Genomic DNA, 16,362 nt, shown 5'->3' with positions numbered 1-16,362 from the left:
TTTTTTCTAAAAGTTATTGCAAATTGTCTCAACAACCCAAACTTGGGTAGAATCTTCTAACGTTTTAAAAACTTCATAAAACTGTTCTTTGTCATACCAATACAGAAATAAAATATCTTTAGGCGCTATATTTACCAATAAATACCAAATTAAATCTTGATGATTTGGCTTTAAAGATGAATGCGGTTTGTGTAAAGCAACAAACAAATCTTTATCTAAGACATCTTTTGCTTTTAATGATTTTGAAATCTGTTTTTTGTCTAAAAACAATTCTAAACCCATTACTTTTTTACGTGCTTGTAGGTCTATTTTATTTAAATAACTTTTAAATAAAATAGGGTCTTGTAAAATATCTTTTACAGGATGTGTTGTATTTTTTAAATAAGAAGACAATATATATTTCTTAATTCTATCGTACCTTTTATTAGAAATCTCTTCTTCTAAATCTGTTTCAATAATATTATAACTTATTAATTTTTCTATTAATTCTTCATGAGAAATGTGGTACATTAAAACATCATGAATTGTATCATTTATAGCTTCGTTATACGTTTCTTCGTTTTCGAAAATTAAAATTGGTTTTACAAAATCTCTCAAAACAAAAATACCTCCAAAAGCTTTTGTATAAAATGAATCTGTTGTATAACTAATTTCTTCTAAATTAAGGTTTCGCTCTCTTAAATCGCCGTATTTTTTAGCAGATGCTAATATTTGTTGCTGAATACTTTCATCTATAAAATTAGTGCCTTCATTAAAAGTTGCTATTAATTTTAACTGAGCTTCTTTGGCTTTGTTTAAGTTATTTATTAAATGAAATTTAATAACAATATCTTTGTATTTTAAGACATCTAAAGGTTCGTAAAAAACATCTATTTTCTGGTCGAAATCTAAACAAATAGCAGCATCTCTTGTAATATCATTAATAAAATCGCCATGTTTTTTAAAAACAGCTTTCATTAATTCTTTATCGAAAGAATGAAACGGATTGTAAACTGGTAATCCTTTTTGTAACGGAGTTATTATAATTGCATGTGTGTTTGCTTCTCCATTATTTAAATAAAAAGGTTCGTTTTTTTCTTCTGCTACTTCAGGACTCCAACCAACGCCATCTATAGAAAATGAAGTTAACTTCGTTTTTGAAAAACCAAGTTTTACTAAACATTTATTATAACGTTCTACCAATTTTCCGCTAATGGAAATTGACTCACTTCTATATAAATTGGCTTTTATTAATTTTTGCATTTTAATCTAACAATTTATGAATCTGTGCATATTGCAATAACACAATAGTTCTTGTATCTACTATTTCGCCTTCATTTAGCATTCTTATAGCTTCTGTAAACGGAATTTCTAAAACTTCGATATCTTCTGTTTCACTTTCTAAACCTCCACCTTCACTTACTTTCATATCGTCTGTATATTCGCCAATAAAAAAGTGCATTTTTTCGGTTAAAACTCCGGGAGATGAATAGCCTTCATATATTTTCTTAACAGATTTTAAACGAATACCAACCTCTTCTTCTGTTTCTCTAATAATACATTGTTCTGGGTTGTCTGCATCTAATAAACCTGCCGGAATTTCAATTAAAAAACCATCTTTATTATCATGTAAAAAAGTTGGCATTCTAAATTGTTTAATTAAAACAACGGTTTTTTTGGTTGTATTGTATAACAAAATTCCTGCTCCATGGCCACGTTCATAAACTTCTCGCATTTGTTTTACCCAACTTCCGTTAGACATTTTATACTGAAATTTAAATTTATTTAACGTGTAATAATTATCAGACAATAATGTCTTTTCAATATCTTTTATTCGATTACTACTCATTATCAAATGTTTTTCTAGCTTGCAAATCGATATTTAATTGGTTTACTCTCGAATCTACTTTTCTCTTAAAATCTGTATCTGCAATAGTAGCAACATTATCTAAATAGCGCACCACTTCTTGTCTTCGTATTTCAGAAAAATCTAACCCTTTCATGTTGCTTTTCATTAATTCTTGCAGCATGTTAAACTTCGTATCGTAATTTTGTTTAAAATACGTTTCTGGGTTTTCGAACCAATCTTGTTCTAAATCGAAATCTGTTAATCGCAACGAAATTGCAGATTGTATATTTCTAACATCTCTAGATGAAAAGAAAGGAAATATTTGTTGAATTTCTTGATACAAAGTAGCAAAGAATAAATGATGATTTGTTTTATGTAACTTCTCTGCTTTATCATACGCTTGTAAAACTCTTTCTTCAGATGGTTTGGCTACAGAATTTAAAATATCTCCCATATTTTTCGCTAATCCTTGGTCTTTTAAAAACTGATAATTAGCAGGGTTTTCCATATTTACAAAATCTGGAATTGTCTTCTCAAATTTCTTCCACCAAATATAATCTTGGTCTAAAAAGTCGTGTTCTGTTCTTGCACCATCAATTTTAAATCTTCCTTGTACACGAGAAATAACAGCTTTGTCTAACATTTCTGGTAAATTAGTAAATAAACCAATAGACGAATTACCATAATTTACTGCATAAGCGCCTTCTGTATATCGTAAGAAAACACCAATTACTTCTTTTACTCCTGCAGAAACTCCTTGCGATGTTCTTTCTTGTAAATTATTTTCTGCATCGTCAATAGGTGCAAAAATTAATTTTGTTGGGTCTTGCATTGGCTTCATCCATTCTACCATTTTTTCTGCAGATCCTCCTTGAAAAGTAGAGATCAACGTATCTGGCATTGGGTGAAATAAAAACGGAATGTCTAAATTATCTGAGTGTTCTTTTAAACGTGTTGCAATGGCTGCAATTAACATCGATTTTCCTGTTCCTGGAATTCCATATCCCATAAAAACTGGCATAAAACCTCCTAATTCTTGAAACGGATTCTTCTTTGCTTCAAAATCGTAACTCAGCATTCTTTCTGTTAATCTACGTGCAAAGTGTTTTGCGTCTTTATTACCTACAATTTGTTCGAACTGTATTTTATTAAATTCTATACTTTTTGCAGTTCCAGAGAACGTATTTTCCCAACCTGAAACAGCAAAATCAGATTTTTCTAATTTATAAGTTCTGTCTACAATAGTTTCTAAATATTCTAAACTGCTTTTTCTTAATTGAATTTCATAAATTAAAGCTTCATAAAAAACAACTGTAAAATCTATTACATCTTTGTCTGATTTTACAATATCTGGATGTCCTAAATATTTATCGAAATAAAATAAAGAACACGCAATTCCTTTTAATGGTGACAATAAAGAAACTTCTGGAATACCAGCAAATTTTTGCTTCATTACAGATAAATCATCTGAAGCATGTGGTTTTAAGTCGTGTAAAATTTTATAAGAAGTTGCAAATAATTGAAAAGCAGTAGCTGTTTGCATTTTACTTTCATATTCTCGTTTCCCATTAGAGTCTAAAGCTGCTTTACGTTCGTTTAAAGAAGATAAGCCAGAAGAATCGTAATAACTATCTTTAATCCAAATTCCTAAAGTAATACCCTCTTGTACAGCATATAAAGTCTGATTTAAATATACAGGAATTGCTATAGAATCTGGTAATAAGCGTTTTTTTAAAGCTAAAATAGTTTTAGAAACTGAAGTAACCTCTACATTAGAACCAGCATTTGCTCTAGACAAATACAATAAAATAGATTGGTCTTTAGTGTCTTTATCTTTATTCTTTGCTCTATTACTTTGTTCCCATTGAATACTCTTTAAATAACCAGAAGCTTCATCTCGAAGCATATCTAATTCGTTTTGTTTTATTGGAAAAGTTGAGTTGTGTTGCATTTATTTTTCTTTTAGCAGTTTGGTGTTTTAGCAGTTAGCAACCTGCTTGCTGTACTAAACTGTTTATTTATTTTCTTTTTCTGTTTTATTTAATCTTTAAAGCACTTAATTCTATAGGAGATTTTGCTAACTTGTGTAGCACTTCTGGAGCTCTGTTATGTAATAATTGAATAATTCTATGAGGTGCTAAAACGTATTTTTGCTGAATTACGTCACTCCATTTTTGCATGGTTTGTTTTGAAAAGAAACCACCTTCTGTAAATGTTTCTCCAGAATAAACCTCGTCTATTTTTAGTGACAACGCGTACGACTCTAAAGGAATTTCTTTTCTTGCAATTCCGCCTAAAATAGCGTGTGTAATTTCATTTTCGTCTTTTGCAAACACGTTATGAAATGGCCCTAAATCTATTCTCTTAATATGTTTTGGCTGAATGTCTGGTAATTTACGATCGATATTATACGCCATAGTATCTAAAGACATTTCTCTATCTGCGCTTTCTTTTAAAGCTTGGTAAATTTTATCTCGATCTTTTAATGCATTTTTACCATCATAATCAAAATACATATAACAAATAAACGGTCTATTATGGCTTACGTCGTAAAAACTCCAACTTGTTATGTATTTATAAGAAGCGTCTTTGGGTGCTTCTAAAATTTTACCTTGTACAAACCTGTTGAAAATATATTTTTTTTCTACGGATGTATAATATACAATTGATGAAGCTTTAAATAAATCTAATCTTCTTATAGGTTCTTTTTTTCGTAAAAGTGTGTCTAAAAATTCTTCCTTTAAAATAGCTGTATTTGTAAGCTTGTCTAGATATTCATTTCTTAACTCTAAATCATTGTACAGAAACCTAAATTCTAAATAATTTGGAAAGCCAGAGTCTGTTAAATCTACTTTCATGTTGTCTTCTTCGTCATACATATATTTAATACGCATTGCTTCGATAGAGTACAAAAGTAAGTCTGAATATTGCTTAAAAATTAGCAATTCTTGTTGTGTACATAGTTTTTCTTGCTGTACACTTACAATAAGTTCTTTCAATACAAAATCTACCATTTTATGATAAAAAACATATTGTTCTTTTGAATCTAAAAGTGCAGAATCTAAAGGTGTTGTAATCATTTTATTTATTGATAATCTTTTAGCTTTTTTAAGTAAGAAATTTTGATAAGTAAGCCCGCGTTAAGGATTGAAGCGATATCCTTTTTTCTTTTTCTGAAAAAAGATTTAGCGAAAAGCCTGACCTTCTTTTGTTTTTCTCAAAAGAAGGAAACGCCCTTATAATTTTAACCTAACATATCATCATTAGAAGATTCCTTTTTAGGAGCTTCTGAAGGTTCATCATCTCCTTTTGGTGCTGTTGCATCTGAATTGTAATAGTCTTCGAAAATCTCTTTCATATCTATTCCGTAACGGTCTGCAAAATTCTTTTGAATGTCTGAATCTTTTTCTCTAATTTCATGTAAAGCCTCTGCATAAGTGCTGTAAACACCTGTCATTACTTTTTCATGAACAGGAATATTATCCATCATATCTTGACGTGCTCTTGCACTTGCAGAATGCATAGATGCTAAAGTTTCACCAATATGCTCATCTGTTTTTACGCCTAAATGCTCTAAAATTGCTGCAAATTCTTGATCTGTTCTTGCCTTTAACGCAACAATATAACCGTCGTAATACTTTAGTCTTTCTTCGGTATCACTCTTTAATTTTGCTCTATGCGTTTGTAAATTAGAACGTAAAGAGGTTAATACTTTAATAGTTAAATTATGTTTGTGCACAAAACTATCTTTAGACGCAGCTAAAGTTGTGTACGCATTTTTAAGACCTTCTAACTCTTCTACTTTTTGTTCTAGTGTTGTTACTTTTCCTATTGCTTCTGAGTATGCAGTAGATTGCTTGTCTGAAATTTCTTCTAATTCTTGACGAGATTGTTTTAACAATGCATATTCCACTTCTAACTTATCTTCTACTTCCTTTTTCTTTTCTAATGCTTTTGTATGATTTTTAGAAGCTTCTACAATTGCCGTTTTTAACTTTTCTTCTACTTCTTTAATTTCTACTTCTCTGTTTTTTAAACGTGTTACTGCCGCTTGAGATTTAAAAGAAAGTTCGCCTAATAAAGTTTGAATATCTGCACTTTCTATACGAACTTGAAACAATGCTTTTGCTTTATTGTCTGCACCTGCACGTACTTTTTCTGCAGCTTTAAATTCTATTTCTTCTTTTTTAATTTTAGATTTTCTTCCCCACAAATTATTCCACCAAGTATCTTCTTTATTTTGTGCGTCTTCTAACTCTATTCTTGCTCTTTCTAATGCTTTTTGGGCATCATCTATCACTTTTTGTTCATCTGGGTTTAAAGCAGAAAAACCTTCGAATTTTATACCTACTTCGTCTTGGTAATCTGTTAAATCTTTAATTGCATCTAACAAAGAAGTTCTATCTTCTTTTGCCATATCTACAACGTCATCTAATGTTGCATTTAATATTTTCTGACGCTTTTCTGGGTCTTCTTCTTGTGAGAGCTTAGACTTCATGGTGTCTATTGCTTTCCCCCAGTTTACATCTACTTTTTCTGTTTTTTGTGTTGAATTCGTTTCTAATAAATCAAAATCATCAGACATATTGTATTTCGTTTTTAAGTTGAACAATTTTTTAAGAGTAGCAATTTCGTTATTTTTTTTTAAAAAAAACAACATTTACTTTAATTATATGTAGCTGTTAAGCCTTATTTGTTACAAAAAGTTTAATATTATATTAAAATTATTATTATTTTTAGCAAGTAATTTTACTTTTAGAATAAGAAAAATGTTCATAAACAAATTAACTTTTATATTTCTTGCAATAATATCCCTTATTTTTATTGAAAATACACAAGCACAATTAAGTAAAAAACATTTTATACCTCCTTTAACTAGTGCAGAATTTGGTAATGCTAATCCAGAAAATCAATACTTTTATATCTCTACACCTAGTCTTAATAAGGTTTCTTATACGATAACACCAGTTGGACAACCAAGTTCTAGTATTATTAGAGGTGTAGTATCGAAGACAAACCCAAACGAAGTCTTTATTGGGACAGGAACAAGTCAATTATTTGTAGAGTCTTCTAAAACAAGTACAATTACCAACAATAAAGGTTACATTATAGAAGCAGATAACGTAATTTATGTATCTGTTAGAGTTTTAGCTGGTGGAGGCGCACAAGCTGGCGCATTGGTAAGTAAAGGTGCTTCTGCTTTAGGAGATACGTTTAGAGTTGGTGCTTACACAAATGAAAACCCAGGTACAAATTACTTAAATTTTGTATCTGTAATGGCTACCGAAAACAATACAAATATTACCTTTTCAGATCTACCTAAAGGGATTTCAATAAAAAATTACACAGGCTCTTTACCTATAAATATTAATTTAGACGAAGGGGAAAGTTATATTGTGGCTACTAATAGCTCTGAAAGTATTGTTAATAGAGATGGCTTAATTGGTGCTCTAGTAAAATCTAACAAACCAATTGTAGTAAATTCTGGTTCTGCAAATGGTAGCTTTCATAACGGAGGCGGCAGAGACTATGGTTTTGATCAAATTGTAGGATTCTCTAAAGTAGGTAGGGAATATATTTTTGTAAAAGGATTTGGAAATAATGAGTGGGAAAATGTACTAATTGTAGCTCATTTAGATAACACATCTATAATAATTAATGGTACAAGTAGCTTTAGAACTATAAATGCTGGTGAATATGTATTAATAGAAGGAGATTCTTTTAATTCTTTGGGTAATATGTATGTAGAAACTACAAATCCTGTCTTTGCATATCAAGGTATTGGTGGTATTGGCTCGGGTGCGCTACCTAATGAGGCGAACCAAGGTTTATTTTTTGTTCCTCCATTAAATTGTGAAAACAGAGGTAATGTAGACAACATACCATTTATTAGAAATATAGGTACAACTGTTTTTACTGGTGGAATATCTATTGTTACAAACAAAGGGTCTGACATAAAAATAAATGGTCTACTAATAACTAGCTTGCCACCTACCAGCCCTTTAAAAATAACAGGACCGTTAATTGTTACTGGTAATGATAAATATGTAACTTATAAAATTATTGGTATTGATAGTGAAGTAAGTGTAGAAAGTACAGGAGAATTATACTGTTCTTATTTTAACCAAAATGGTTCTGCAACCTCTGGTGGTTATTATTCTGGTTTTCCTTCTGCACCAGAAATAACTTTTAATTCTAAAAACCCTTCTTTAGGAAACTGTATTCCAAATGTTGTTTTAGAAGTTTCTAATAAAGGTCTATACGACTCATATGTATGGCTTTTTGATGATGAATCTGGTGGTGGATTTAAAATAACAAGTAATACATCTTCATCAATTAAACCAAGTACTCCTGGAAAATACAAATTAAGAGGTATTATTAACTGTACAGGTACAGTGTTTGAATCTGCAGAAATTCCTATTAGTATTTGTCCTGATGATTATGATGGAGATTTAGTGATAGATAATTTAGACATAGATATTGATAATGATGGTATTTTAAATTGTGAAGAATCGAAAGGAAATGCAATATTAGACTTATCTAATAAAACAAAACCTATTGTGCTTTTTAAAGATGGAAGTACTAATAACTCAATCTCTTCTGGTTCTTATACTCAAACAAATTCAAATGGTACAAATAACACCTTAATAGGTAATAGTTCTGGTAATTTTACTTCAACTTTAAATACAGCAAAAACATCTAATGCTTCTTATGAATTAAATTTCTTAGAAAACGTTAACTTTAAATTTACTCAAGATAAAAATATAAATCATGAAATTTCGGCTAGCGAATTTTTCACTATTAAAATTAGTCCAAATAATAAATCCATAACATTATTAGACCCAGACAATCAACTATTAGTAGACACAAACTTTGATAATTCTTATGAATCTGGTAATACTTATTTTTCTGCTTCAATAATCCGTTTTAAATACGCAGCAAACTTAAATGGTACAGAAGCAACTTTTAAATTTGTAGCTGATAAAGTAAAACAAGTTATTTTTGAACATAATTCAGATATTCTAACTGTAAATTCTGTTTTTAACGGAACTATAAGTTTAACTTGCTTTGCTCTGGATTCTGATAATGATGGAATAGAAGACGCTATAGATTTAGATTCTGATAATGATGGCATACCAGATTTTTTTGAATCTACAGCCCAAGACGTCTCTTTAACAAAAAATGATACAAATTCAGATGGTTTAGATGATCTTTTTAACACAGTAATCCCTAACCAAGATACAGATAAGGATAGTGTTTTTAATTACTTAGATATAGATTCTGATAATGATGGTATTTATGATGTTATAGAAGGTGATAATGAAATATTAGACACTAATAAAGATGGAGTTATAGACGATGCAAATAATACTACTGTTGGTAAAAATGGTTTATTAGATGCTTTAGAAACCTTTAAAGATTCTGGTATCTTAAAAATCGCCATTAAAAACTCAGACAGTTCATCAACAGTAATAATAAACAGAGACCTCTTTTTTAATTTTGTCGATTTAGATTCTGATGGAGACGATTGTTTTGATACAAATGAAGCTGGTTATACAGATACAAATAAAGACGGTCTTCTAGACACTTCAACCTTTGCTGTAAATAATAATGGAAAAGTAATAAATAATTTTGATGGCTATACTAGCCCGAATTTAGATTATATAACTGCAGCTCCAATAATATTAAACACACCATTGAAAGATATATCTTCTTGTGAAAACAGTACAACTAGTATTATTATAGATTCTACGGCAGATGGTTATCTATGGGAACTTTCTATAGATAATGGATCTACATGGAATTCTATTACGAACAACACAACATATAACGGCACAGCAACTAATAATTTACAAATAACGAACACACCTTTTAGCTTTAATAATTATCAATTTAGAGTTCTACAAACAAAAATAGGAAATGCATGTAATAAAACATCTAATGCAATTATACTTAATATTAATCCTTTACCTACAATAAAGAATTCTATTGTTTCTATAAAACAATGTGCAGATAACTCTAGTAAAAATACCATTGTAAATTTAACCGAAGCAGAAATAAACATTTCTAACAACTCAAAACATACATTTTCTTATTTTAAAACGAACGCAGACGCTATTGCTGGAACTCCAGAAATAACAGATAAAGAACATTACACTGTAACTACTGGTTATGCAGAAGCATGGGTAAGAACAATATCCGAATTTAATTGCCATACAATCTCAAAAATAGAAATTACAGGCGCTTTTCAAAATGAAATTCTCTATGGAAAAACTTTTGAAGCATGTGATGACTTTTTAGATAAAGAAGGTAATAACTCTGCAAGTAATTCTGATTCTGATGGTATTGCTAATTTTGATTTTAGTATCGCTAAACAAGAAGTAATAAATAAATTTCCTATTGTAATTCGATCTGAAATTCAAATTTTATTCTATGAAACCGCAATAGATAGAGACGCTAACTTAAATTCAATTTCAGATATTTCTAAACACAGAAACAACAATGAAATTATATACGCCTATAATCAGACTATTTACATCAAAATAAAAAATAAAAACAATAATAATTGCTTAGGAATTGGACGGTTATTTTTAAAAACGAATGCAATTCCACAATTTTCAGTTGAAGGAGAAGCACCAGATAAACCAATAACTATTTGTACAGAAAACATACCTTATACTTTAACTGTAGAAAAACCTGCTGATTCTTACGATTATATTTGGCAAGACAAAAACGGAAATAAAATTGGTGGAAACACACAAAGTATTCAGATAAATGAAGGTGGAAGCTACACAGTAACAGCTAATAGTAGAGACTCTAAAACTTGTTCTAGAACAAGAATAATTGTAGTTCAAAAATCTAGTTTCGAAACTTTAAATGAAAGTTTTATAACTATTACAGACGACACATCTGGCAGTAACTCTAATTTAAATATTCAAATAAATATTTCTACAGATGCAATAGTTAAAGAGAAATTTGAATATTCTTTAGAAGATGAAAACGGTGTACTTATTCGCTCTTTTCAAGAAAGTAATATTTTTAATAATATAGAAGGTGGTATCTATAATGTTATTGTTAAAAATAAAAATGGTTGTGGTTCTTCTCAGTTGATTGTTTCTTTAATTCAATATCCAAAATTTTTTACACCAAATGGAGATGGTATAAATGATACTTGGCTTATAAGAGGCGCAAATAAAATATTTTATAAAAACACAAACATTAATATTTTTAATAGATATGGAAAATTAATGGCAGAAACTCCTATTGATAGTAAAGGTTGGGACGGAACTTTTAATGGAAAAACACTTCCATCAGATAATTATTGGTATTCTATTCAGTTAATTCCTATCGATACTTCAAAACCAATAATTAATAAAAAAGGAAACTTTTCTCTGCTAAGAAAATAAATACTGCAATAGACTTAATAACAAGATTCTTTAGATTTAACTAAATACTAAAAATCACTATAAGAGAATCACAACAATATTTCTTAATTTAGCACAAACTAAGAAATGAATTCCTATGGATATCAACTTCAATAAAAACGAAGATTATAATAAACTTTTAGCCTCAGATTTACGCAAACGTTTTGTAAAAGTAAAACTAGGTGGTGGTCAAAAAAGAATTGATAAACAACATGAGAAAGGAAAAATGACCGCTCGTGAAAGAATAGATTACCTTTTAGATTCTAAAGCAAAATCTATAGAAATTGGTGCTTTTGCTGGCGAAAACATGTACAAAGAACATGGTGGTTGCCCTTCTGGTGGTGTCGTTGTGAAAATTGGTTACATAAAAGGAAAACAATGTATTGTTGTTGCAAATGATGCAACAGTAAAAGCAGGTGCTTGGTTTCCTATTACCGGAAAAAAGAACCTACGTGCACAAGAAATAGCTATCGAAAATAAATTACCAATTATATACTTAGTAGATTCTGCTGGTGTTTATTTACCAATGCAAGATGAAATTTTTCCAGACAAAGAACATTTCGGACGCATTTTTAGAAACAATGCAATTATGAGTAGCATGGGAATTACACAAATTTCTGCAGTTATGGGAAGCTGTGTTGCTGGTGGTGCTTATCTACCTATTATGAGTGATGAAGCTATAATAGTAGACAAAACTGCTAGTATTTTTCTTGCTGGTAGTTATTTAGTAAAAGCTGCTATTGGAGAATCTATAGACAACGAAACTTTAGGTGGTGCAACAACGCATTGCGAAATTTCTGGTGTTATAGATTACAAGGCTAAAGATGATAAAGATGCTCTTGATAAAATAAAATTTATTGTCGATAAAATTGGTGATTATGACAAAGCTGGTTTTAGTAAAACAGCATCTTTTCCGCCAAAAGAAAAAGAAGATGATATTTTTGGAATTCTACCAAAAGAAAGAAACGCACAGTATGATATGTTAGAAATTATAAAGCGTTTGGTAGATAATTCTGAATTTGAACAATACAAAGAAGGCTACGGTAAAACAATTATTACAGGTTATGCTAGAATTGATGGTTGGGCAGTTGGTATTGTTGCTAATCAAAGAAAATTAGTAAAAACTAAAAAAGGAGAAATGCAATTTGGAGGTGTAATCTATAATGATTCTGCAGACAAATCTACTCGTTTTATTGCCAACTGTAATCAGAAAAAAATACCATTAGTTTTCTTACAAGATGTTACTGGATTTATGGTTGGTTCTAAATCTGAACATGGTGGTATTATTAAAGATGGTGCTAAAATGGTAAATGCCGTTAGTAATTCTGTAGTACCAAAATTTACAATTGTTATTGGTAATTCTTATGGTGCTGGTAATTATGCAATGTGTGGTAAAGCTTATGACCCAAGATTAATTGTTGCGTGGCCTTCTGCTGAATTAGCAGTTATGAGTGGTAATTCTGCAGCAAAAGTTTTATTACAAATTGAAACTGCTTCACTAAAGAAACGTGGCGAAGAAATTACACCAGAAAAAGAAGCTGAGTTATTCGACAAAATAAAATCTCGTTATGACGAGCAAATTTCGCCTTATTATGCTGCTGCAAGAATATGGACAGATGCTGTTATTAATCCGTTAGACACAAGAACTTGGATTTCTATGGGAATTGAAGCTGCAGACCACGCTCCTATTGAGAAACAATTTAATATGGGTGTTTTACAGGTGTAATTTTGACTGATTAAAAAAAAAACGACTATAAATTGATTATGAAGAAAACTACAACCTTATTTTTAACGTTACTAATAATTTTTGCTTTTACAGAAAATAGTGAAGCTCAATTATGGAAAAGACTTAAAAAGAAAGATTAACCGTTATTGGTAAAGGAAAAGCAGAACCTTTAAATAGTAATAGTTCTCCTGAAGAAAAAGCGAATAATAGACGTGTTGCCTTTGTAAAAAAATAAAAGAAAAAACTATTTTCTAGAATAACTTTATAAGGGTTTTGTACAATGTGCAAAACCCTTATATTTTATAAAACTATATTGTCTTAGATTAAAGAAAAAAAGCTATGAAAAAGAAAAGCATTTTATTTATTCTCTTGTGTATCTCGTTAAATATTTATTGTCAAAAAGAAAAAAGTATTAAAGTTAGATTTCTAAAAATTGAAGATTATCGAAAAAAGTATCCTCATAAAAAAATAGATCTCAGTAAACAGGTTTTTCATATTTATAAAAAAGATACTTTAATTAAAGATGATGATAAAAGGTACATTAATGCAAAATCTGTAGCATATGAACCTAAAGATTCTTTATTTTTAGAAACATATAAAGACATTGTATATCAAAAATATCAAGTTTCAAGTGAAAAAAATCAACATATGAAACTATGGAAAGAACCTTTAAAAATTTATTTTGCTCCTTCACTAGACCAATTTTATAAGAACAAAATAGAGAATGCAGCTAATAATTTATCTAGAAATATAGATTCCTTAAATATTAATTTTGTTAAAAATATTAAAGATTCTAATTTCATTATTTATCAAATAGACGATAAAAACTCCACAGAATATTCAAAAGAATTAGAAAACAGTAAATATGTAGACTACTATATCTTTTGGAAAAGAAATAAAATTTATGACGCTAAATTAAAATTAGATATAACAAATTTTAAAAATGTTAGTAGAGAAATTAATGCCAATTATCTACTCATAAATTTTTATAAAACATTAGGTAGATTTTACAATACTTCTAAAGTACCATGTGAAAGTGTATTTTCTACTTGCAGATCTAATAATAAAAAATTAACAGCTTTTGATTTAGAAATTATAAAATACCAATATTCTTATGGCATTTGTAAATTTACGAACTTAAAAGATTTTGAAGAAAATCATACAAAAGCAAAAAAGAGATTAAGTAAAGGTGAAAAAATGATATTTCTGCACTTAGAATAATTAATATGACTAATATCACAATTAGTCCTTTTTTTATGCATTATTTTTGCACCATAATATAATAAAACATGAGTAAAGCAATATACATTACTACTGTAGAGTCTGATAGTGGTAAATCTTTAATATCATTAGGCCTATTAAGAATGATGTTAACCAAGTCTGCTAAAGTTGGCTATTTTAGACCTATTATTAATGAAACTGATAATAATGGTTATGATGAACACACAAATACAGCCATTAATTTTTTCAATTTAGAAATCGATTATAAAGACTGTTTCGCTTATAAACAAAGTGAAGTTGTAGAATTGTTAAGTGAAGGAAAAGAAGATGAAGTAATACATAATGTTATAAAAAAGTACAAGAAATTAGAAGCAAATTACGATTATGTTTTAGTTGAAGGTACAGATTTTTCTGGTGAAGGTGGTTTTACAGAATTAGATGTAAATCTAATGATCGCTAAAAACTTAAATATACCAGCATTAATTGTAGGCTCTGGAAACGGAAAGAAAAAGAAAGATTTTATAAACACAATGCAACTTTCTTACAACTCTTTTATTAATAAAGAAGTAGATGTAATTGGTATTATTGCGAATAAGATTGAAGTAGATGAGGTAGATTATATTCGTAAAGAATTAATAAAAAGTTTTCCAGAAAAACTTCAGATAGATATTATTCCTAAAATAGATTTCTTGTCATTTCCTACTGTTAAAGAGGTTTTAAAAGCTTTAAACGGACGTGTATTATTTGGAGAACAATTTCTTGAGAACGCAATTGGTAGTTATAGTACAGGTGCAATGCAGCTTAGAAACTACTTAACTAGAATAAAAGAAAACGCATTAGTAATTACTCCTGGAGACAGAGCAGACATTATTTTAGGTGCTTTACAAGCAAATGCTTCTAAGAATTATCCAAAAATTGCAGGTATAATATTAACTGGTACTTTAATTCCAGAAGAATCTATATTAAAATTAATAGAAGGTGTGCAATCTACTGTCCCTATTATTTCTGTAGATGGAGGAACTTTTAGTATTTCTAACAAAATTGGTGCTGTAAAATCTAAAATCTATTCAACACACAACAAAAAGATTCTATTATCTTTAGATACTTTTGATAAGTATGTAAATGCAGAAGGATTAACAAATATCTTAACATCGCACCAATCTTATAGGTTAACACCTAGTATGTTTCAATATAACTTATTGCAAAAGGCAAGAATTGTAAAAAAACACATTGTTTTACCAGAAGGAGAAGATGAAAGAATTCTTAAAGCAGCAGCACGTTTACAATTATTAAATATTGTAAATTTAACTTTATTGGGCGATCGAAATACGATTCAATTAAAATGCGATCAAATTGGTCTGCAGATAGATTTAGATGCTTTAAACATATTAAACCCAGAAGATTCTATTTATAATAAAGATTTTACGACCACATTATTTGAAGCAAGAAAGCATAAAGGAATGACAGAAACTACCGCTGCAGATTTAAGTAGAGACGTTTCTTATTATGGTACTTTAATGATTTTAAATGGTCTTGCAGATGGTATGGTATCTGGTGCAATTCACACAACAATGCACACTATAAAACCTGCGTTACAGTTAATAAAAACAAAACCTGGTGTTTCTGTAGTTTCTTCAGTATTTTTTATGTGCTTATCCGACAGGGTTTCTGTAATGGGAGATTGTGCAGTAAATCCAAATCCAAATGCAGAACAACTTTCTGAAATAGCTATTTCTTCGGCTGCTTCTGCAGAAGCTTTTGGTATTGAAGCAAAAGTTGCCATGTTGTCTTATTCTTCTGGAAGCTCTGGTAAAGGAGAGGAAGTAGAAAAAGTTAGAAAGGCAACAGAATTAGCAAGGTTAAAAAAACCAGATTTAAAAATTGAAGGTCCTATACAATATGATGCTGCTGTAGATATGTCTGTTGCAAAAACTAAAATGCCAGATTCTTTAGTTGCTGGTCAAGCATCTGTACTAATTTTCCCAGATTTAAACACAGGAAATAACACTTACAAAGCAATACAAAGAGAAACCGGAGCTTTGGCAATTGGCCCAATGTTACAAGGTTTAAATAAGCCCGTAAACGATTTAAGTAGAGGTTGTACAGTAGATGATATTTTTAACACTGTTTTATTAACTGCCATTCAAGCAAACCAAGAATAA

General features: G+C 29.5%; 9 protein-coding genes. 4 read left to right on the top strand and 5 right to left on the bottom strand.

Translation table 11 applies throughout. From position 1 onward, the window contains the following. Positions 1–6: 6 nt before the first annotated feature. From SHK09_RS13495 to SHK09_RS13475, 5 genes are all read right to left on the bottom strand, one after another. Positions 7–1,242, bottom strand: coding sequence for a DUF6638 family protein (locus SHK09_RS13495; protein ID WP_319811314.1), 1,236 nt, complete (start codon positions 1,240–1,242; stop codon positions 7–9). 1 nt (position 1,243) lies between these two features. Next, complete coding sequence (locus SHK09_RS13490) at positions 1,244–1,828, bottom strand: NUDIX domain-containing protein (protein WP_319811313.1); 585 nt, start codon at positions 1,826–1,828, stop codon at positions 1,244–1,246. After that, positions 1,821–3,779 carry an AAA family ATPase gene (locus SHK09_RS13485; protein ID WP_319811312.1) on the bottom strand — a complete coding sequence of 653 codons (1,959 nt, stop codon included), beginning with the start codon at positions 3,777–3,779 and terminating at the stop codon, positions 1,821–1,823. Before SHK09_RS13485 ends, SHK09_RS13490 begins: the two co-directional genes overlap by 8 nt. Positions 3,780–3,864: 85 nt before the next feature. Continuing rightward, positions 3,865–4,908 carry a hypothetical protein gene (locus tag SHK09_RS13480; RefSeq protein WP_319811311.1) on the bottom strand — a complete coding sequence of 348 codons (1,044 nt, stop codon included), beginning with the start codon at positions 4,906–4,908 and terminating at the stop codon, positions 3,865–3,867. Positions 4,909–5,072: 164 nt separating this feature from the next. Continuing rightward, the gene (locus SHK09_RS13475; protein WP_319811310.1) at positions 5,073–6,413 is read right to left on the bottom strand and encodes a microtubule-binding protein; all 1,341 of its coding nucleotides are present in this window, start codon (positions 6,411–6,413) and stop codon (positions 5,073–5,075) included. A gap of 184 nt (positions 6,414–6,597) precedes the next feature. On the opposite strand from SHK09_RS13475, the gene SHK09_RS13470 reads away from it, so the two are divergent. The 4 genes from SHK09_RS13470 (at position 6,598) to pta (ending at position 16,362) form a co-directional block, all read left to right on the top strand. Beyond that, a complete protein-coding gene (locus tag SHK09_RS13470) occupies positions 6,598–11,235 on the top strand; it encodes a T9SS type B sorting domain-containing protein (RefSeq protein WP_319811309.1) in 4,638 nt (1,545 codons plus the stop codon). A 115-nt stretch (positions 11,236–11,350) separates the two neighbouring features. Further along, positions 11,351–12,979 (top strand): acyl-CoA carboxylase subunit beta, encoded by a 1,629-nt coding sequence (locus SHK09_RS13465; RefSeq protein WP_319811308.1) that lies wholly within the window; start codon positions 11,351–11,353, stop codon positions 12,977–12,979. A 339-nt stretch (positions 12,980–13,318) separates the two neighbouring features. Next, on the top strand, positions 13,319–14,200 hold the full coding sequence (locus SHK09_RS13460; protein ID WP_319811307.1) for a hypothetical protein: 882 nt from the start codon (positions 13,319–13,321) through the stop codon (positions 14,198–14,200). A 68-nt stretch (positions 14,201–14,268) separates the two neighbouring features. Further along, positions 14,269–16,362: a phosphate acetyltransferase gene (gene pta, locus SHK09_RS13455; RefSeq protein WP_319811306.1), complete on the top strand. Its 2,094-nt coding sequence runs from the start codon at positions 14,269–14,271 to the stop codon at positions 16,360–16,362.

Origin of the sequence: Polaribacter sp. PL03 (assembly GCF_033875165.1) — a bacterium.
GTDB lineage: Bacteria > Bacteroidota > Bacteroidia > Flavobacteriales > Flavobacteriaceae > Polaribacter.
Note: the sequence above shows the minus strand (reverse complement) of the source record. Positions and strands in the feature narration are given on the sequence as shown.